The organism is Frateuria sp. (assembly GCF_035695185.1).
Taxonomy (GTDB): Bacteria; Pseudomonadota; Gammaproteobacteria; order Xanthomonadales; family Rhodanobacteraceae; genus Frateuria_A.
The window spans coordinates 1-17,936 of record NZ_DASSES010000204.1; the positions used below are offsets into that span (position 1 = coordinate 1).

The 17,936-nt window shown below is 71.0% G+C and carries 20 protein-coding genes; 15 read left to right on the forward strand and 5 right to left on the reverse strand.

What is annotated here, in order from left to right:
• Positions 1–746 (reverse strand): thioredoxin (gene trxA / locus VFH59_RS16380; RefSeq protein WP_325165977.1); only part of this gene is annotated, 746 nt, incomplete at its 3' end.
• Between the two features lie 173 nt (positions 747–919).
• Here trxA and VFH59_RS16385 point away from each other — a divergent pair.
• The 9 genes from VFH59_RS16385 (at position 920) to VFH59_RS16425 (ending at position 10,240) form a co-directional block, all read left to right on the forward strand.
• Positions 920–1,594 carry a paraquat-inducible protein A gene (locus tag VFH59_RS16385; RefSeq protein ID WP_325165978.1) on the forward strand — a complete coding sequence of 225 codons (675 nt, stop codon included), beginning with the start codon at positions 920–922 and terminating at the stop codon, positions 1,592–1,594.
• The gene (locus VFH59_RS16390; protein WP_325165979.1) at positions 1,591–2,211 is read left to right on the forward strand and encodes a paraquat-inducible protein A; all 621 of its coding nucleotides are present in this window, start codon (positions 1,591–1,593) and stop codon (positions 2,209–2,211) included. The genes VFH59_RS16385 and VFH59_RS16390 overlap by 4 nt, the downstream gene beginning before the upstream one ends.
• Positions 2,204–3,871 carry an intermembrane transport protein PqiB gene (locus VFH59_RS16395; RefSeq protein ID WP_325165980.1) on the forward strand — a complete coding sequence of 556 codons (1,668 nt, stop codon included), beginning with the start codon at positions 2,204–2,206 and terminating at the stop codon, positions 3,869–3,871. Before VFH59_RS16390 ends, VFH59_RS16395 begins: the two co-directional genes overlap by 8 nt.
• A complete protein-coding gene (locus tag VFH59_RS16400; RefSeq protein ID WP_325165981.1) occupies positions 3,868–4,467 on the forward strand; it encodes a PqiC family protein in 600 nt (199 codons plus the stop codon). Before VFH59_RS16395 ends, VFH59_RS16400 begins: the two co-directional genes overlap by 4 nt.
• A gap of 188 nt (positions 4,468–4,655) precedes the next feature.
• Positions 4,656–7,403 carry a leucine--tRNA ligase gene (gene leuS, locus VFH59_RS16405; protein WP_325165982.1) on the forward strand — a complete coding sequence of 916 codons (2,748 nt, stop codon included), beginning with the start codon at positions 4,656–4,658 and terminating at the stop codon, positions 7,401–7,403.
• 4 nt (positions 7,404–7,407) lie between these two features.
• The gene (gene lptE, locus VFH59_RS16410; protein WP_325165983.1) at positions 7,408–7,938 is read left to right on the forward strand and encodes an LPS assembly lipoprotein LptE; all 531 of its coding nucleotides are present in this window, start codon (positions 7,408–7,410) and stop codon (positions 7,936–7,938) included.
• Position 7,939: 1 nt separating this feature from the next.
• On the forward strand, positions 7,940–8,950 hold the full coding sequence (holA, locus tag VFH59_RS16415; RefSeq protein WP_325165984.1) for a DNA polymerase III subunit delta: 1,011 nt from the start codon (positions 7,940–7,942) through the stop codon (positions 8,948–8,950).
• Between the two features lie 181 nt (positions 8,951–9,131).
• Entirely contained in the window at positions 9,132–9,788 is a 657-nt protein-coding gene (gene nadD / locus VFH59_RS16420; protein WP_325165985.1) for a nicotinate-nucleotide adenylyltransferase, read from the forward strand.
• Entirely contained in the window at positions 9,785–10,240 is a 456-nt protein-coding gene (locus VFH59_RS16425; RefSeq protein ID WP_325165986.1) for a GNAT family N-acetyltransferase, read from the forward strand. Before nadD ends, VFH59_RS16425 begins: the two co-directional genes overlap by 4 nt.
• A gap of 7 nt (positions 10,241–10,247) precedes the next feature.
• Here VFH59_RS16425 and msrB read toward each other — a convergent pair whose 3' ends face one another.
• Positions 10,248–10,856 (reverse strand): peptide-methionine (R)-S-oxide reductase MsrB, encoded by a 609-nt coding sequence (msrB, locus tag VFH59_RS16430; protein WP_325165987.1) that lies wholly within the window; start codon positions 10,854–10,856, stop codon positions 10,248–10,250.
• Positions 10,857–10,876: 20 nt separating this feature from the next.
• Positions 10,877–12,595, reverse strand: coding sequence for a cytochrome c biogenesis protein DipZ (locus VFH59_RS16435; RefSeq protein ID WP_325165988.1), 1,719 nt, complete (start codon positions 12,593–12,595; stop codon positions 10,877–10,879).
• A 265-nt stretch (positions 12,596–12,860) separates the two neighbouring features.
• Here VFH59_RS16435 and VFH59_RS16440 point away from each other — a divergent pair, with 265 nt between their 5' ends.
• The 6 genes from VFH59_RS16440 (at position 12,861) to rlmH (ending at position 17,037) form a co-directional block, all read left to right on the forward strand.
• Positions 12,861–13,385, forward strand: coding sequence for a sigma-70 family RNA polymerase sigma factor (locus VFH59_RS16440; RefSeq protein ID WP_325166028.1), 525 nt, complete (start codon positions 12,861–12,863; stop codon positions 13,383–13,385).
• A gap of 4 nt (positions 13,386–13,389) precedes the next feature.
• Positions 13,390–14,058 (forward strand): NrsF family protein, encoded by a 669-nt coding sequence (locus VFH59_RS16445; RefSeq protein WP_325166029.1) that lies wholly within the window; start codon positions 13,390–13,392, stop codon positions 14,056–14,058.
• Between the two features lie 43 nt (positions 14,059–14,101).
• Positions 14,102–14,713 carry an HD domain-containing protein gene (locus VFH59_RS16450; protein ID WP_325165989.1) on the forward strand — a complete coding sequence of 204 codons (612 nt, stop codon included), beginning with the start codon at positions 14,102–14,104 and terminating at the stop codon, positions 14,711–14,713.
• A 42-nt stretch (positions 14,714–14,755) separates the two neighbouring features.
• Positions 14,756–15,820 (forward strand): NAD(P)H-dependent flavin oxidoreductase, encoded by a 1,065-nt coding sequence (locus VFH59_RS16455; RefSeq protein ID WP_325165990.1) that lies wholly within the window; start codon positions 14,756–14,758, stop codon positions 15,818–15,820.
• A 138-nt stretch (positions 15,821–15,958) separates the two neighbouring features.
• Positions 15,959–16,303 carry a ribosome silencing factor gene (rsfS, locus tag VFH59_RS16460; protein ID WP_325166030.1) on the forward strand — a complete coding sequence of 115 codons (345 nt, stop codon included), beginning with the start codon at positions 15,959–15,961 and terminating at the stop codon, positions 16,301–16,303.
• Positions 16,304–16,566: 263 nt separating this feature from the next.
• Positions 16,567–17,037, forward strand: a complete 471-nt coding sequence (gene rlmH / locus VFH59_RS16465) for a 23S rRNA (pseudouridine(1915)-N(3))-methyltransferase RlmH (protein WP_325165992.1) — start codon at positions 16,567–16,569, stop codon at positions 17,035–17,037.
• Between the two features lie 8 nt (positions 17,038–17,045).
• Here rlmH and VFH59_RS16470 read toward each other — a convergent pair whose 3' ends face one another.
• Positions 17,046–17,555 carry a hypothetical protein gene (locus tag VFH59_RS16470; protein WP_325165993.1) on the reverse strand — a complete coding sequence of 170 codons (510 nt, stop codon included), beginning with the start codon at positions 17,553–17,555 and terminating at the stop codon, positions 17,046–17,048.
• A 140-nt stretch (positions 17,556–17,695) separates the two neighbouring features.
• Complete coding sequence (locus VFH59_RS16475) at positions 17,696–17,875, reverse strand: CsbD family protein (RefSeq protein ID WP_325165994.1); 180 nt, start codon at positions 17,873–17,875, stop codon at positions 17,696–17,698.
• Between the last annotated feature and the right edge of the window lie 61 nt (positions 17,876–17,936).

Consider the following 17,936-nt stretch of genomic DNA (forward strand, 5'->3'; position numbering starts at 1 on the left):
TTCTCCAGGATCGCCATGAACTGGTCCAGGCCCGCGGCCGGATCGCCCTCCAGCAGCAGCCGCACGCCGAGCAGGTCGCGCGAGGCCCAGTCGGTGGCGTCGGCCTGCACGCGCTGGCGCAACTGCGCGAGCGAAGGCGCACCTTCCAGCGCGCGGGCAAGGTCGAGCTGGCTGCGCAGGCGCACGGCGCGCGCGTCGGTGGCCAAATTGGCGGGCAGCGCATTGAGCTCGGCCTCGGCGGTATCGGCCTGGCCGTTGCGCATCAGAGCGAGTGCCAGGTCCAGCTTGAGTTCGGCGCGCTCCGGTTCGGCGGCGATTTCCTGCTGCAGACGGTTGATCGCCTGCGCCGCGTCCTCCTGCTCGAGCGGCTCGGGCTCGGCCTCGGCGCCGCCGTCCAGCGGCTGCACGTGGCGGGAGAGGAATTCGCGCAGTTGCCCCTCCGGCAAGGCACCGGCGAAGCCGTCGAGCAACTGGCCGTCCTTGACCAGCATCACGGTGGGAATGGAGCGCACGCCGAACATCGCGGCCAGCTCCTGGTTCTTGTCCACGTCCACCTTGCCCAGCCGGAAGGCGCCGTTGTATTCGGCGGCGAGCTTTTCCAGCACGGGGCCGAGCGTCTTGCACGGGCCGCACCAGCTCGCCCAGAAGTCGACCAGCACCGGCGTGGTCAGCGAGGCGCGCAGCACCTCCGCCTCGAAGTTGGCCGTGTCGATATCGAAGACGTGGGCTTGGGCAGCGGCGGTCACGTGAGCTCTCCAGGAGGGGACAGTCCCACATCGGGGCGTCTCCCAGCATATCAAGGTGGACCGCCTGGCTCCTCCGGATACTTGCCGGCCAGGCGGAAGGAACCCGGCGGGGCCGTGCCGGGGATGGCGGGCGGGATCCTCCCACGGTGCGCCCGATTTGCGAGAATGCAGCGATGAGCACGTCGGAGCATGGCCTGTCATCCAGCGAAGCGACGGACGTCGTCCCGGCCGCACGGCTGCATGCGTCCTCCGGCCCGTTGCTGATCTGCGAGCACTGCGACACGGTGCACCGCGGGCATGCGCTGGTGCGTGGCGAAACCATGCGGTGCGTGCGATGTGGGGCGCTGCTGGCGCGCTACCACGCGCTCGATGCCGACGGCATGCTTGCGCTGGTCCTCACGGCGCTGATCGTGTTCCTGATCGCCAACGTGTGGCCGGTGGTCACCCTGGGCCTGGGTTCGCAGCAGAGCAGCGCTACGCTGTGGGGCACCATCCTGATGATGTGGAAGCAGGGCACCCCGTTGATCGCGGTGGTGGCGGCAGCCACGCTGTTCTTCTTCCCGCTCAACAAGATGCTGATGCTCGGCTGGGTGCTGCTGTTCGCCCGTGACGGCCGGCGCGCGCCGGGCTTCGCCGCCATCATGAGGACGCTGTTCCACCTGCAGCCGTGGACGATGACCGAGGTGTTCGTGCTCGGCGCGCTGGTGTCGATCGTCAAGGCGCGCGCCTACTTCGACGTGCAGCCCGACCCGGGCATCTGGGCCTACGGTGTCCTCACGCTGCTGATCACGGTGTTCTCCGGCATCGACCTGCGCCGGCTGTGGGACGCGACGGAGCCGGACGCGTGAGCCGGGCGCCGCGTGCGCAGGAGCTGGGCATCATCGGCTGCCATGTCTGCGGCCTGGTTTGCCGCGCGCCGGCCGGCGAGGACGCGGCGTGCCCCCGCTGCGGCGCCGCGCTGCACCGGCGCAAGCGCGACAGCATCCGGCGGACCTGGGCGCTGCTGGTGGCGGCGTTCATCCTCTACATCCCCGCCAACGTGCTGCCGATCATGCGCACGGTGAGTCTGGGCGACATCGACGACAACACCATCATCAGCGGGGTCGTGGAGCTGTGGGTCAAGGGCTCGCCGAGCCTGGCGGTGATCGTGTTCACCGCCTCCATCGTGGTGCCGATGACCAAGTTCCTGGTGCTCGGCACCTTGCTGGTGACCACCCAGCGTCGCAGCGGCTGGGCCCTGCGCCAGCGCGCCAGGCTGTACCGCGCGGTGGAGTTCATCGGTTACTGGTCGATGCTGGACGTGTTCGTGGTGGCGTTGCTCACCGCGCTGGTGCGTTTCGGCTTCTTCAGCCAGGTCGGACCGCTGCCGGGCGTGGTGTTCTTCGGCCTGACCGTGATACTTACGATGTTCGCCTCGATGAGCTTCGACCCCCGACTGATGTGGGACAGATCCGACGATGACTGAGCAGACACCGCGCCAGGAACTGCCCGAGCCGGTGCTGCGCAAGCACCGCTTCAGCCTTTCGCTGATCTGGCTGGTACCGGTGCTGGCCGCGCTGGTCGGCCTGTCGCTGGTGGTGCACGCCTGGCTGCAGGCCGGGCCGGAGATCACCATCACCTTCCAGACGGCCGAGGGCCTGGAGGCCGGCAAGACGCCGGTCAAGTACAAGAATGTGGTGATCGGCAAGGTCACCAGCCTGGGGCTGACCGACGACCGCGAGCAGGTGCGCGTGACGGTCGCGCTCAACAAGAGCGCCTCCAGCTTCGCCACCAGGGGGACGCGCTACTGGGTGGTACGGCCGCGCATCGGACTGGGCGGCGTGTCGGGCGTGGATACGCTGCTCTCGGGCGCCTTCATCGGCACCGACGTGGGCGACTCGAAGGAGGAAAAGTACGAGTTCAAGGGGCTGGAGATGCCACCGGCCGTGCTGCACGGCGCGCCGGGCAAGAGCTTCGTGCTGCACACCGACGACCTGGGTTCGCTCGATACCGGCTCGCCGGTCTACTACCGGCGCATCCAGGTCGGCCGCGTGGTGTCCTACACCCTGGACAAGGACGGCAAGGGCGTGTCGCTGCGCATCTTCGTCGACGGCCCGAACGATCGCTACGTCACCCACGACACGCGCTTCTGGAACGCCAGCGGCGTGGACGTGTCGCTGGGTGCCAACGGGCTGAAGCTCAACACGCAGTCGCTGGCGACGGTGATCGCCGGCGGCGTGGCCTTCGGCGAGCCCAGGGGGCCGCACGACAGCACGCCGGCCGCCGAGGACGCCGACTTCGCCCTGTTCGGCGATCAGGCCACCGCGCTGTCGCCTCCGGATGGGCCGCCGCGCTACATCCGCATGCGCTTCAACCAGGCGCTGCGCGGCCTGGCGGTGGACGCGCCTGTGGAGTTCCTGGGCATCAACATCGGCAAGGTGGTCTCGATCAACCTGGACTACGAGGCCAGGGGCGAGCGCTTCCCGCTGACCGTCGGCGCCGTGATCTATCCGCAGCGGCTGGGCCATGCCTACGACAAGCTGGCCGCCCAGGCCGGGATGAAGGACGGCCGGGTGGACCTGGGACGCATGTTCGGCCCGCTGGTCGCGCGCGGCCTGCGCGCGCAGGCGCGCACCGGCAACCTGCTGACCGGCCAGCTCTACATCGCGCTGGACTTCGTGCCCAAGGCGGCCAAGGCCGGCTTCGACATGGGCGCCACGCCGATCGAACTGCCCACCGCCCCCGGCAGCTTCGACAAGCTGCAGGAACAGCTGGCCGACATCGTGACCAAGGTGCAGAAGATCCCGTTCGACAGCATCGGCCGCAACCTGGACCACACGCTGGCCGACCTGGACCACACGCTCAGGCAGGTCAACGCCGGTGTGTTGCCGGAGCTCAGGGGCACGCTCAAGGGCGCGCAGCGCACGTTGGGCAGCGCCGACAACGCGCTGTCGGCCGACTCGCCGTTGCAGCAGAACCTGGGCAGCACGCTGGAGCAGCTGCAGCGCATGGCCCGGTCGCTGCGCGCGCTGACCGACTACCTGGGCGTGCACCCGGAAGCCCTGATCCGCGGGCGTCCGGATGATCCGCCACCGTCGAGCCGCGAGCGCACCCACCCGTCCGCACGGCAAGGGAGTAAGCCATGATCCGCACGCGACACCTGCTGGCCGCCGCGCTGGGCTTCGGGCTGGCCGCCTGCGCCTCCGAGCCGGCGCACTATTACACCCTGCTTGCCCCCGCCGCGGCCCAGGCGGACGCCGCCGCGCCGGCCCCGTTCGACTTCGAGCTGGTGCCGGTGGCGATTCCGGCCCAGGTCGACCAGCCGCAACTGGTGATCCGCCAGGGCGGGCAGGGCGTGGCGCCGCTCTCGGGCGAGCGCTGGATCGCGCCGCTGGCCGACGAGGTGCGCGCGGCGCTGTCGGCCGACCTCGCCCGGGCGCTGCATGCGCGGGACGCCACCGGCCTGCCTGGCAGCGGCAAGCCGCGCCTGCGCATCAAGGTCGACCTGCGGCGCTTCGACTCCGCGCCCGGCGACTATGCGCTGGTGGAGGCCGCCTGGAGCGTGCGCCAGCTGCAGGGTGACGCCATGCTCGCCTGCACCGCCCAGCTCCGCGAGCCGGTCGGGCCCGGTTATGACGCGCTGGTCGCAGGCCACCAGCGTGCGCTGGCCCGGCTGGCCGCGCAGATCGCCCGGGTCGCCGGGCCGGTAGCGGCCGGCCAGGCGCCCGCCTGTCCGCAATGACCGGGCCCGTGCGGGGCAGGCTCGAGCCCCCCGCGCGTCTCATGAAGCCGATGGTTGAAGCCGGCCCGCCAGGGCGCGAACGGCCCGTTCCGTCTTGGCTCCGGCCGGTCGCTGGGCTAGGCTGACGGGTTCATCGCCGCGGCAACCCCGACCGGCCGCGCGAGCCCCCCAGCAACGGCACCGGACACATGCAGGACTCCCACGAACAGGCTTCGAACGAACAGGGCTACCAGCCGCAGGTGGTGGAAACCGCCGCGCAGCAGTACTGGGGCGCGACTCACGCCTATGAGGTGGTCGAAGATCCCGCCAGGCCGAAGTTCTACTGCCTGGCGATGCTGCCGTACCCCTCCGGCGCATTGCACATGGGCCACGTGCGCAACTACACCATCGGCGACGTGATCAGCCGCTACCAGCGCATGAACGGCAAGAACGTGCTGCAGCCGATGGGCTGGGACGCGTTCGGACTGCCGGCCGAAAACGCCGCCATCAAGAACCGCACCGCCCCGGCGAAGTGGACCTACAAGAACATCGAGCACATGCGCGAGCAGTTGAAGCGCATGGGCTTCGCCTACGACTGGACGCGCGAGTTCGCGACCTGCACGCCGGAGTACTACCGCTGGGAACAGCTGATGTTCACGCGGTTGATGAAAAAAGGCGTGGCCTACCGCAAGAACGCGGTGGTCAACTGGGATCCGGTCGACCAGACCGTGCTGGCCAACGAGCAGGTCATCGACGGCCGCGGCTGGCGCTCCGGCGCGCTGGTGGAAAAGCGCGAGATCCCGCAGTGGTTCCTCAAGATCACCGACTACGCACAGGAGCTGCTCGACGGCCTGGATACGCTGCCGGGCTGGCCGGATGCGGTCAAGACCATGCAGCGCAACTGGATCGGCCGCTCCGAGGGCCTGGAGATCCACTTCGACGTGGAGGGCGAGCCCGAGCCGCTGACCGTCTTCACCACGCGCCCCGATACGTTGCTGGGCGTCTCCTTCGTCTCCATCGCCGGCGAGCATCCGCTGGCGCTGAAGGCCGCGCAGGGCAACGAACGGCTGGCTGCCTTCCTGGAAGAACTCAAGCACGGCGGTGTATCCGAGGCCGAGCTGGAAACCCAGGAAAAACGTGGCATGGATACCGGCCTGCGGGCGATCCATCCGGTCACCGGTGAGCCGATTCCGGTGTGGGTGGCCAACTTCGTGCTGATGGGTTACGGCACCGGCGCCGTGATGGCCGTGCCCGGGCACGACCAGCGCGACTGGGAGTTCGCGCAGAAGTATTCGCTGCCGATCCGGATGGTGATCGTCGATCGCGGCGTGCTCGACGCGCTGGCCGAGATCGGCCACGACCTCAAGGCCGGCGTGCGTGCCGATGCGATGCGCGATGCGCTGGAGGGAGCGCAGACCGATCCGGTCGCCACCTCGGCGGCGCTGCGCTCGGTGCAGGAATTCGAGCGGCGCATCCACGAGGATGGCGCGTACACCGAGCGCGGCTTCCTGGTGAACTCCGGCGACTACGACGGACTCGACTTCGCCCAGGCCTTCGAGGCGATCGCCGACCGGCTCGAGCGCGAGGGCAAGGGCCAGCGCCGCGTGAACTGGCGCCTGCGCGACTGGGGCGTCAGCCGCCAGCGCTACTGGGGCTGCCCGATCCCGGTGATCTACTGCGGCACGTGTGGCGCGGTGCCGGTGCCGGAAGACCAGTTGCCGGTGGTGCTGCCCGAAGACGTGGAATTCTCCGGGGTGCAGTCGCCGATCAAGGCCGACCCGGAGTGGCGCAAGTGCACCTGCCCGCAGTGCGGCGGCCCGGCCGAGCGCGAGACCGACACCTTCGACACGTTCATGGAATCGAGCTGGTACTACGCCCGCTACACCAGCCCCGGTGCCGACGGACAGGTCGACGCGCGCGCCAACTACTGGCTGCCGGTGGACCAGTACATCGGCGGCATCGAGCACGCGATCCTGCACCTGCTGTACTTCCGCTTCTATCACAAGCTCCTGCGGGACGCGGGCCTGGTGCACTCGGACGAGCCGGCCACCAACCTGCTGTGCCAGGGCATGGTCATTGCCGAGACGTTCTACCGCGAGAACGAGGACGGCTCGAAGGACTGGATCAATCCGGCCGACGTCGAGATCGAGCGCGACGAGCGTGCCCGCGTCGTCGGTGCGCGCCTGAAGTCGGACGGCCAGCCGGTGCAGATCGGTGGCACCGAGAAGATGTCCAAGTCCAAGAACAACGGCGTCGACCCGCAGGCGATGGTGGAAAAGTTCGGCGCCGACACGGTGCGCCTGTTCTCCATGTTCGCGGCGCCGCCGGAGCAGTCGCTGGAGTGGAGCGAGGCGGGCGTGGAGGGCATGGCCCGCTTCCTGCGCCGGTTCTGGCGCGAGGTCACCACGCACGCCGCGCAGCCGGACCACCCGGTGGTCGACCCGGCCGGGCTGGACGCCGGCCAGAAGACGATGCGCCGGCAGCTGCACGAGGCAATCCAGAAGGTGGGCGACGACCTCGGCCGCCGGCATTCCTTCAACACCGCCATCGCGGCGCTGATGGAGCTGCTCAACGCGCTGGGCAGGTTCACCGACATGAGCGATCAGGGCCGCGCGGTGCGCCACGAGGCGCTCGAAGCCATGGTGTTGCTGCTCAACCCGGTGGTACCGCACATCAGCCACGCGCTGTGGCAGGTGCTGGGTCACCCCGAGACGGTGCTGGAGAACGTGCCCTGGCCGCAGCCGGACCCGGCCGCGCTGGTGCGCGACTCGGTCACCCTGGCGGTGCAGGTCAACGGCAAGCTGCGCGCTACCATCGAGGTGCCGGCCGGGGCCTCGAAGGAGGACGCCGAAGCGATGGCGCGCGCGCAGCCACAGGTACAGGCGCACCTGGAAGGGCTGACCGTGCGCAAGGTCATCGTGGTGCCGGGCAAGATCGTCAACATCGTCGCTGGATGAACCCATGAACCGTCTGTTCCGCGTTTCGCTGCTGGTCTGCACCCTCGCGTTGTCGGCGTGTGGTTTCCACCTGCGCCAGAGCGCCGCGCTGCCGGCCTCGATGCAGCGCCTGCACCTGACCGTGGGTGGCGGCGGAGACCTGCAGCGCGATCTGGCCCGTGCCCTGGAGGATTCCGGGGTCACCCTCGAGGACGAGGGCGGCCCGGGCATCGCCGAGCTGAAGATCCCGGTCGCCGCCTTTGGCACCGACACCCTCAGCGTCAGCGGCGGAGCCCGCGTCACCGAGTACACGGTTCGCTACCAGGTGCGCTTCGAGGTCGACGACAGCAACGGGCAGGTACTGGTGCCGCAGCAACGCATCGACATGTCGCGCGACTTCAGCTACGACGCGCTCAATACGGTGGGTACCGAGGCCCAGGTCGAGGAGATCCGCCGCAGCCTCAACGACGACATGGTGCAGGCGATCCTGTTCCGGCTGCAGGCGGCGGGCCGGCACCAGCTGGCCGCGCCGGCCGCGGCCGCAAGCGCCGGCTGACATGCCGCTCTCGCCCGCCCAGTGGAACAAGGTGCTGGCGTCCGATCGCCTGGCCCCGGTGTACCTGCTAGCGGGCGAAGAGCTGCTGGTGCTCGAAGCTGCCGACGCCCTGCGCGCCCGCGCCCGAGAACTGGGTTACGCCGAGCGCGAGGTGCTCGAGACCGGCCAGCATTTCGACTGGGACGACCTGGCGCGCGCCGCGGCCGGCATGTCGCTGTTCGCCAGCCGTCGCCTGCTCGACCTGCGCCTGCCGACCGGCCGGCCGGGCGTGGAGGGCGCCAAGGCGATCAGTGCGTTCTGCGCCGATCCGCCGCCCGACGTGACCTTGCTGATCACGGCCGTGGAATGGAGCAACAAGCACGAGGGCGCCTGGACCAAACAGGTCGACGCCGCCGGCGTGCTGGCGGTGTTCAACGCACCCCGGCCACAGGAATGGGCCGCGTGGATCGGCGCGCGACTCGCCTCGCGCGGGCTCGCCGCCACGCCGGACGCCGCCGCATTGCTGGCCGAACGCGTGGAGGGCAACCTGCTGGCCGCGGCGCAGGAAATCGACAAGCTGGTGGTACTGCACGGCCATGGCCGCATCGGCGCGGACGAGATGGAAAACCTGGTCGCCGACAGCGCCCGTTATGACGCCTTCAAACTCACCGATGCCGCCTTCGCCGGCGACGGCGGCCGTGCCCTGCACATCCTCGCCGGCCTGCGTGGCGAGGGCGAGGACCTGATCCCCCTGATGGGCTGGCTGGTCAACCAGCTCCAGCTCGCGCTGCGCCTGGCCAACGCGCGCGATTTCGCCGCGCAGGCGCGCGCCGAGCGGCTATGGCCGGCGCGCGAACAACTGTTCCGCAAGGCCCTGCGCCGCGCCCCGCGCGAGCACTGGCTGGCCTGCCTGGCGCGCGCCTCGCGCATCGACCGCATGGCCAAGGGACGCGAGCAGGGCGAGCCGTGGCTGGAAGCCGAGCGCCTGATCGCCGTCATCGCCGAGCCGCGCGCCGCCGCGGCACTCGGATGAGCGCGCGCTCTGTGCCCTCTCCCCGCCGGGGAGAGGGCTGGGGTGAGGGGCCGGGGCTCGCGGCATGGTCCGCTCCTGCCCGGTGGCGAAACAGGATCGCCCCAGGCCTGATGGCTGCCTCAACGCGGCGTGACCCCTCACCCCAACCCTCTCCCCGGGCGGGACAGGGAGCGGAAGCGACATGCGGCCGCTAGCCATCCTCGGCGGCACCTTCGACCCCATCCACATCGCCCACCTGGCGGTGGCTTGGGAGGCGTCCGAACTGCTGGACGCCGAGGTGCGCCTGATGCCCGCCGCCGTGCCCCCGCACCGGCCGCCACCGGTCGCCGATGCCACCACCCGCGTGGCCATGCTGCGCGCCGCGCTGCGCGGGCAGGACCGGCTCGGCCTCGACACCCGCGAGCTGGCGCGGGGTGGCCCCTCGTACACGATCGACACGCTCACCGAGCTGCGTGCGGAGGAGGGCGACCGGCCGATCGTGCTGCTGCTCGGCGCCGATGCCTTCGCCGGCTTGCCGCAGTGGCACCGCTGGCAGGCCCTGTTCGAGGCCGCGCACATCGGCGTGCTCTCGCGCCCGGGTGGCGCGCGCGCCTGGCCGGCAGCCCTGGCCGAAGAGGTCGCGGCACGCCAGGTCGCCGACCCGCGCCAGCTGCACGGACAGCCGTCCGGCAACGTCGTGGAGCTGGAGGTGACTCCGCTGGACATTTCGGCAACGCGCATCCGCAGCCTGCTCGCGGCCGGCCGCGACCCGCGCTACCTGCTCCCCGACGCCCTGTTCGACGACCCGGCGTTGCTGGCCCCGTACCGGGAGCACGCGCTTCCGGAGCAGTTGCCGTGACCGTCACCGTGCGAAGCGTGGCGCGCACCGACCAGGCGGCGTGGCTGCCCTTGTGGCACGGCTACAACGCCTTCTACGGCCGCGTGGGCGCGACCGCGTTGCCGGCCGAGGTCACCGCGATGACCTGGTCGCGCTTCTTCGACGCGTACGAACCCATGCATGCGCTGGTGGCCGAAGCCGACGGCCAGCTGCTTGGCCTGGCGCATTACCTGCTCCATCGCAGCACCATCCGCATCGAGCCGAGCTGCTACATGCAGGATCTCTTCACCGTCCCCGCCGCGCGTGGACGCGGCGTCGGCCGTGCGCTGATCGAGGCGGTCTATGCGCGGGCGCGCGAGGCCGGCTGCCCGCGGGTGTACTGGCAGACGCACGAAAGCAACGCCACCGCCATGGCCCTGTACGACAAGCTGGCCGAGCGCTCGGGCTTCGTGGTCTACCGCCGGGACTTGTAGCGCCGGATCAGCCGGTCCGCGCGACGAAGCGCAGGGCCACCGAGTTCATGCAGTAGCGCAGCCCGGTCGGCTCGGGGCCGTCGGTGAAGACGTGGCCCAGGTGGCTGTCGCAGCCGGCACAGCTCACCGCGGTGCGCACCCAGCCGAACATGCGGTCGGTGCTCTCGATGACGTTCTGCCTGGCGATCGGCTGCCAGAAGCTGGGCCAGCCCGTGCCCGAGTCGAACTCGGTGGCGGCGTCGTAGAGCGCGGTGTCACAGGCCAGGCAGCGGAACAGGCCGGGCACCGGCGGTCGCTCGTGCGGCCCGCTGAAGGCACGTTCGGTGCCGTTGCGGCGCATGACGTAGTACGCCGCTTCGGGCAGGCGTTCGCGCCACTGCGCGTCGCTGAGCACCAGCTTGCGTACGTGGCAGGGGCCGAGGCGATGGCCGTCGTCGGCGAAACATTCCAGCAGCAGGTCCTTGCCGTTGGCGGCGACCGGTGGCGCAGGCGCAGGGCCGGCGGACAGCCGCGGAATCAGCACGCCGCCGCCCACTGCGGCGAGCGCGCCGCCGGCAAGGGCGGCGCCCAGGAAACGGCGCCGTTCCATGGCGACGATGTCGTCGGTGCGTGACATGGCAAACCTCCCGGAAGGGATCAGCCGAAGGTGAAGGCGTACGCGCGCACGCCCGGATCGAGAAAGGTGATCTCGAACAGCCGCTCGCCGCTGCCGTGCTTCTGCCGCACGAGCTGGTACAGCCGCTGCTCGGTGACGGTGCCGGAGCCGTCGTCGCCCACGTCCATGCCGTGGTCGGCGCCCGGGGGCTTGCCGTCGAGGGCGACGCGGAAACGCACGGGCCTGCCGTCGGCGCCAGGCCCGAGCACCAGGTGCAGGTCGCGGCCGCGGAAGCGGTAGACGATGCGCCCACCGGCCCGCTCGAGCCCGGCCTGTTCCGCATGCACGGCCCAGCGCCCGTCGAGCGACCACTGGCCGGGCAGCAGTGTCGCCGGCGCGTGGTAATCCCAGGCGTCGTCATGGGCGACCTGGCCACCGGCGAAGTGCGCGCTGCGGGCATAGCCGACGTAGGTTTCGGGCGAGCGCATGGCGTCGCCGGAGCCGGCCGCCTGGGCACCCCGGGCGCCCGGTTGCACGTAGCCGCCCGGGAGGTCCTTGTAGCCCGCCTCGGTGAGCAACCGGCGGAGGGTGTCCTCGCTGCCGGCATAGTCGCCCTCGCCGAAGTGGTGCGCGCGGATGCGGCCCGTGGCGTCGATGAAGTAGTGCGCCGGCCAGTACTCGTTGTCGAAGCCCTTCCAGATCGCGTAGTCGTTGTCCAGCGCGACGGGGTAATCCACGCCCAGTTCCTTCACCGCGCGCGCCACGTTCTCCGGCTGCTTCTCGAAGGCGAACTCGGGGGCATGCACGCCGATCACCACCAGGCCGTGGTCCCGGTACTTGTCGGCCCAGCCGCGCACGTAAGGCAGCGTGCGCAGGCAGTTGATGCAGGAGTAGGTCCAGAAGTCGACCAGCACCACCTTGCCGCGCAGCGCCTGGCGATTCAGCGGCGCCGAGTTGAGCCAGCCGGTGGCGCCCGCCAGCGAGGGCAACTCGCCTTCCACCGGCAGCGGTGCGCCGGCCGGGTGCGCCGGTTCCGGCGCGGGCGGCGGACGCGTGGCATCGAGCAGCTTCTGCTCCAGGCCGCCGGTATTGGCCAGCGCCACGCGGGTGAGCAGGCCGGTGTCCAGGCCCAGCGCGATCGCTGCCACCCCGGCCAGCACCAGCACGCCGAGCGCGCGGCGCACCCATTCGCCGGCACCGAGCGAGCGCTTCATCAGGGCGAACAACTGGCCGCCGACCAGCAGCGCCAGCGCCAGCGACGTGGCCGCGCCGGCGGCGTAGGTGAGCAGCAGCAGGGTGGTCTGGACGCTGGCGCCGTTGAGCGCCGCCCCGGTCAGCAGCAGGCCCAGGATGGGACCGGCGCAGGGCGCCCACAGCAGCCCGGTGGCGATGCCCAGGCCGGCGGCGGACCAAACCGAGCCTTCGGCGTCCGACCGTTGCGACAGCCGGTTGCCCAGGGCCACGAACGGCCGCGTGAGCCATGCGGCCAGCCGCGTGGAAAGCAGGGTCAGCCCGAGTACCGCCAGCACCACCAGTGCGATGGCGCGACCGTATAGGTTGGCCCGGATCGCCCAGCCGCCGCCGACTGCCGCCAGCGTGGCGACCAGCGCGAAGGTCAGCGCCATGCCCAGCAGCATGGGCAGGCCATTGCGGGCGAAGGGCCGGTCCGCGCGCGCGAACACGAAGGGCAGTACCGGCAGGATGCAGGGACTGAGGATAGTCAGTACGCCGCCGAGGTAGGCGAGGATCAGCAACAGCATGGCGCAGGGTTCCGCTGGGGGTGTGCGTGGGTATTCGCCGGAAACTGCGCGCCGGTTACGCCGGTTTGCGTGTCGAGGCCTGCCGGAGGTAACCGTGGGGCCGGGCGCGTCGAATGCCGGACATGCGCCACGCATTTCCCCCATGCCGGGCTTGACCGCCACCGGCACCATGGTTCTAGATGATCGCCCCTCCTGGGCGAGCGTCGAACCGGCCGTGCCAGCCGATCCTGCCAGCGACAGCCCCGAACGCCGCCGTGCCGCGTGGATGGCCGCCGCCCAGGCAGGCGACCGGCGCGCGTACGAGCGCGTGCTGGGCGATTCGGTAGCACTGATCCGCGCGGTCGCGCGTCGCCAGGGCGTGGGCCATGACCAGCTGGACGACGTCGTGCAGGAGACCCTGCTGACCGTCCATCGCGTGCGCCACACCTACGACCCCGCCCGCTCCTATGACGCCTGGCTGGCCGCCCTGGCCGCCCGTCGCGCGATCGACGGCCTGCGCCGTGGCGGCCGGCAGGCCCGCCGCGAGGTCGGCGACGAGGTCGCGGTCGCCATGCACGCGGACGAACAGGACGCCAGCGCCGAGAGCGACCGCGCGCAGCAGGCGCGCCGCCTGCGCGCGGCCATCGCCGACCTGCCCCCGGGCCAGCGCGAGGCGGTCGAACAGCTTGGCCTCAAGGAGCTGTCGCTGGATGAGGCCTCCGCCCGTACCGGCCGCAGTGCCGGTGCGCTGAAGGTGAACCTGCATCGCGCACTCAAGGCCCTGCGCGGGCGCATCCATGGAGACGACTAGAGCGATGGCCGACCCGCACGCCCACGACCGCCTGATCGCCTTGCTCGGTGCGGAGCTGGCGCCGGTGCGCCGGCTGTCCCCGCCGTGGCTGCGCACGCTGGGCTGGCTGGCGGTGGTGGCGGTGCTCGCGCTGGCCTTGTTCGCCCGTTATGGCACCGCGCCCATGCTCACGCGCTGGGCCGGTGCGCCGGACCTCGGCTGGGCCGGGTTGGGCGCGGCGCTGACCGCGGTCGCCGCCGCCTGGGCCGCGTTCGCCCTCGGGGTGCCGGGAAGCCGGACCACGTGGGCCTGGCTGCCGCTGGCACCGGCGCTGCTGTGGATCGGTGCCAGCGGACTGGGCTGCCTGCGTGGCTGGGTCGCACCGGCCACGCACGTCGCCAGCGCTCCGGAGGCGAGCGACTGCCTGCTCTTCATCATCGCGTTTTCGGTTCCGCTGTCGGCCTTGCTGGTCGTGCTGCTGCGCCGCGCCTGTCCGCTGCGGCCGGTGCTGACGGCGGTGATGGTCGGCCTGGCGAGCGCGTCCGCCTCGGCCAGCCTGCTGGAGATCTGCCATGCATTCGACGCGGCGGCCACCGACCTGGCGATGCACGCACTGGCGGTGGCACTGGTAATCGGGGCCAATGCCGCGCTGGGTGGGCGCTTGCTTGCTCCCGGGGCCCGTCGCGCGAGCTGAGACGCATCGGCGGCACGCTGCCCCCTTTGCAGGGAAGACAGCCATGCTCAGCGCACGCTTCACCGCCGCGGTCGAGTACGCACGGATCGCCCACGCCGGCCAGACCCGCAAGGGCACCGCCATTCCCTACCTCCAGCACCTCCTGGGCGTGGCCAGCCTGGTGCTCGAGCACGGCGGCGACGAGGACCAGGCGATCGCCGGCCTGCTGCACGACGTGCTGGAAGACTGCGGCGAGGCACACGCCGGAACGATCGGCGAACGCTTCGGCGAACGGGTGCTTGCGATGGTGCTCGGTTGCACCGACGGCACCGCCGAGGCCAAGGCGGTGCTCGCCGACGCGGGCGCCCGCCGCCGCGACTGGCTGTGCCGCAAGCAGGCCTATCTCAACCACCTGGCGCACGCCTCGGACGAGATGCTGCTGGTTGCCGGCTGCGACAAGCTGCACAACGCCCGCGCCATCGTCGGCGACCTGGAGCGTCCGGAAGTGGGGCAGGGCGTGTTCGAGCGCTTCACGGGCGGGCGCGACGGCACGCTGACCTACTACCGCCTGCTCGTCGACCTGTTCACCCAGCGTGGCGCGGCGATGGCGCCGGCACTGGAGGCGACCGTGGCCCGGATGGACGCGCTGGCCGGCGAAAACCTGCGCGATGCCTGATCCGGCGCGACAATGGCGCGTCGCCCCCCGGGAGAGTCCGCCATGTCCGCCTTCCTTCGTTCGCTGGGTGTCCGGCACCCGCTGGTGCAGGCGCCGATGTCCGGCTCCAACACGCCCGCGCTGGTCGCCGCGGTGAGCGCGGCGGGAGGCCTCGGCTCGCTGGGCGCCGGCTACCTGGAACCGCAGGCGCTGCTCGACCAGGCAGCGGAGATTCGCGCCGCGACCGACCAGCCGTTCGCCCTCAACCTGTTCGTGCTGCCCGACGAGGTCGCCATCGACGAGGCGCAGGTGGAGGCGATCCGCCGCCGGCTCGACGCGCTGATGGCAAGCGAAGGCCTGGCCGTGCGCACCGGGCGACCCGCGCGGTGGGCACCGCGCTTCTCCGACCAGCTCGCCGCGCTGCGCGAAGTGCGGCCGGCGGTGGCAAGCTTCGCCTTCGACGTGCTCGGCAGGGCGCAGGTGCGCGAGCTGCAGGCGTCCGGCATCCGCGTGGTCGGCACTGGGACCAGCGTCGCCGAGGCACGCGCCTGGGCCGAGCGTGGCGCCGACGCGGTGTGCGTGCAGGGCGCCGAGGCGGGCGGGCATCGCGGCACGTTCCTGCATGCCGCGGAGGACGCGATGATCGGCCTGTTCGCGCTGGTGCCACTGACGGTGGCGGCATTGGATATCCCGGTGATCGCCGCCGGCGGCATCATGAACGGGCGCGGCATGCGCGCGGCCGAGCTGCTCGGCGCCGACGCCAGCCAGCTCGGCACCGCCTTCCTGGCCTGCCCGGAATCCGCCGCGGCGGCCGCCTGGAAGCGCGACCTGCAGCAGGCGCAGGAGCACCGGATCGGCACCATCTACAGCTTCTCCGGACGTGCCGCGCGGGGGCTGCGCAACCGCTTCGTCGATGCCATGCAACCGTTCGCGGACGAGCTTCCGCCCTATCCGGTCCTCAACGCACTGACCGCCCCGCTGCGGCGTGCCGCCGCCACCGCCGGCCGCGGTGACCTGCTCTCCGAATGGTGCGGCCAGGGTGCATCCCTGGTGCGTCCGATGCCCGCCGCCGAACTGGTCCGCGTGCTGATGGAGGAGTACGCCGCGGCCGGTTGCACGGTCGCTTGACGTGCCATAGAGCCGTGCCGGTTATACTGCCTTGGCGCCATTCCGCGCCCTGAGTACGCCCCGAGGCACCCCCGCTTGAGCACGTCTTCCCGTAGCCAGTCTTCCGCCGCCGCCAGGAAAGCGGCCGATACCACCCACCTGCGCAAGCTCGTGGTCGATGCGCTGGAAGAGCTCAAGGCCAAGGACATCCGCGAAATCGACGTCCGCGGCAAGACCTCCATCGCCGACCTGCTGGTGATCGCCTCGGGTACCTCGGCGCGCCACGTCAAATCGATCGCCGACGAAGTGGTGAAGTTCGCCAAGAAGGCGGGCGTGATGCCGCTGGGCGTCGAGGGCGAGCAGGAAGCCGAGTGGGTGCTGGTCGACCTGGGCGATGTCATCGTGCACGTCATGCTGCCGCGTATCCGCGAGTTCTATGGACTCGAGCGGCTGTGGACGGTCGGCGACCGTGAGCCGGACATGGATGCGGCGAACGCCGGCTGACGCTCCGGCCTCCGGGAGAGGCTGGGTGAGGTCGCTCCTGCGATCCACCACCTGTGAAGCGCACGTCTCGCGCCCTCTCCCCTCCGGGGCGAGGACCGGGGTGAGGGGCCGCTCTTGCGACTTACTTGCCGCGAAGCGCGCGCAGCTTTTCAAAACACGCCTCCGATGACGATCCCCGCAAGCCCCAGCCCCTCACCTCAATCCTCTCCCCGGCGGGGAGAGGAGGCGAACGTGGCGCTGCGCGCCGCTTTCATCGGCTGATCATGCGCGCGCGCATGATCGCCATCGGCGAACGCATGCCCGGCTGGGTCGCCGAGGGCTTCGCCGAATACCGCAAGCGCCTTTCGCACGAGCTGCCGCTGGAATTGGTGGAGCTCAAGCCCGGTGCCCGCGGCAAGGGGCGCGACGACGCACGCGCGATCCACGACGAAGGCGTGGCGATGCTCGCCGCGCTCTCCCGCGATACCCACGTGATCGCCCTGGACGGCCGCGGCAAGACCTGGTCCAGCGAGGACCTGGCCGGACAACTGGCGAACTGGCGCATGGCCGGCCGTGACCTGGCGTTCCTGATCGGCGGTCCCGACGGCCATGCCCCCGAGGTGCTGGCGCGCGCCGACCAGCGCTGGTCGCTCGGTCCACTCACGTTGCCGCACATGCTGGTGCGTCTGGTGCTTGCCGAACAGCTCTACCGCGCGAGCACGCTGCTGGCCGGACATCCCTACCACCGCGCCTGACGGGACTCCTAGGCCGCCAGTTGAGGCACCTCCGGATGCGCATGCAGCGGCAGGTGCCTGGCACCGGTGGCGAGCACGGCCGGGCACGCGGCGGCAAGATGATCACGGTCGGCATCGATGACCACGAGAATGCGGCCACTGGTGATCTCATCCTTGAACTTGCGGTGCACGGCGTCGGGCACGTCCGTACCGACCAGCGCGCCGGTCCAGCAGCCGACCGCAGCGCCGGCCAGCGCGATGGCCGCACCGCCGGCCAGCGTCACGCCAAGCGGCGGCACCGCGACGGCAATCAGGCCCAGCAGCACGCCCGCGCCGCCACCGCAGGCGGCCCCCCGCGCGGCGGCGGGATAGAAGTCGGTGCGCCCGACCATCAGGTGATCGGGAATCTGTTGCAGCTCGATGTCCTCGCGGGCGATCAGCGAGAGGTCGTTGTCGGGAATACCGGCCTGGCGGGCGGCGGCCATGACGGCGCGCGCGGCGGTGAGGTCGGGGGTGCTGAATACGCAGCGGGTCTTCATGGGCGCCTCCCCGGGTAGGCCCCGGCCGGCATGGTCGGCAGCCATACCGTATGGTTCGCGCGGCTGGGTGATGGCTGCGTGCGCCGATTGTTAGCGGCCGCCCGCGGCCCGTGACCGGGCCGGGGCGACGGGGTGGACCTTCAGTCGTCCAGGTCCTCGATCTCGTCCTGGGCCTGGCCGACGTTCTTCTGCACCTTGCCGGCGTTCTTCTCCAGGTTGCCGGCGACCTCCTTGGAGGTATTGCCCGTCAGCTTGCCGACGCCCTCCTTGATGGTGCCCTTGACCTGGTGCTCGGTGCCTTCGACGCGGTTGTCGTTCATGTGGGTCTCCTCCTGGCCTGCCGGGTGCAGGCCCGGTTGGTTATAGGGGGATGCGTGTTCA

Coding starts and splice junctions, on each gene's coding strand:
- VFH59_RS16435 (WP_325165988.1), bottom strand. CDS start 12,595: ATGCTGTTGCTGATCCTCGCCTACCTCGGCGGCGTACTGACTATCCTC.
- leuS (WP_325165982.1), top strand. CDS start 4,656: ATGCAGGACTCCCACGAACAGGCTTCGAACGAACAGGGCTACCAGCCG.
- VFH59_RS16470 (WP_325165993.1), bottom strand. CDS start 17,555: ATGAAGACCCGCTGCGTATTCAGCACCCCCGACCTCACCGCCGCGCGC.
- msrB (WP_325165987.1), bottom strand. CDS start 10,856: ATGTCACGCACCGACGACATCGTCGCCATGGAACGGCGCCGTTTCCTG.
- VFH59_RS16450 (WP_325165989.1), top strand. CDS start 14,102: ATGCTCAGCGCACGCTTCACCGCCGCGGTCGAGTACGCACGGATCGCC.
- VFH59_RS16440 (WP_325166028.1), top strand. CDS start 12,861: ATGGCCGCCGCCCAGGCAGGCGACCGGCGCGCGTACGAGCGCGTGCTG.
- VFH59_RS16455 (WP_325165990.1), top strand. CDS start 14,756: ATGTCCGCCTTCCTTCGTTCGCTGGGTGTCCGGCACCCGCTGGTGCAG.
- VFH59_RS16400 (WP_325165981.1), top strand. CDS start 3,868: ATGATCCGCACGCGACACCTGCTGGCCGCCGCGCTGGGCTTCGGGCTG.
- VFH59_RS16475 (WP_325165994.1), bottom strand. CDS start 17,875: ATGAACGACAACCGCGTCGAAGGCACCGAGCACCAGGTCAAGGGCACC.
- rlmH (WP_325165992.1), top strand. CDS start 16,567: ATGCGCGCGCGCATGATCGCCATCGGCGAACGCATGCCCGGCTGGGTC.
- lptE (WP_325165983.1), top strand. CDS start 7,408: ATGAACCGTCTGTTCCGCGTTTCGCTGCTGGTCTGCACCCTCGCGTTG.
- VFH59_RS16385 (WP_325165978.1), top strand. CDS start 920: ATGAGCACGTCGGAGCATGGCCTGTCATCCAGCGAAGCGACGGACGTC.
- holA (WP_325165984.1), top strand. CDS start 7,940: ATGCCGCTCTCGCCCGCCCAGTGGAACAAGGTGCTGGCGTCCGATCGC.
- VFH59_RS16445 (WP_325166029.1), top strand. CDS start 13,390: ATGGCCGACCCGCACGCCCACGACCGCCTGATCGCCTTGCTCGGTGCG.
- VFH59_RS16395 (WP_325165980.1), top strand. CDS start 2,204: ATGACTGAGCAGACACCGCGCCAGGAACTGCCCGAGCCGGTGCTGCGC.
- nadD (WP_325165985.1), top strand. CDS start 9,132: ATGCGGCCGCTAGCCATCCTCGGCGGCACCTTCGACCCCATCCACATC.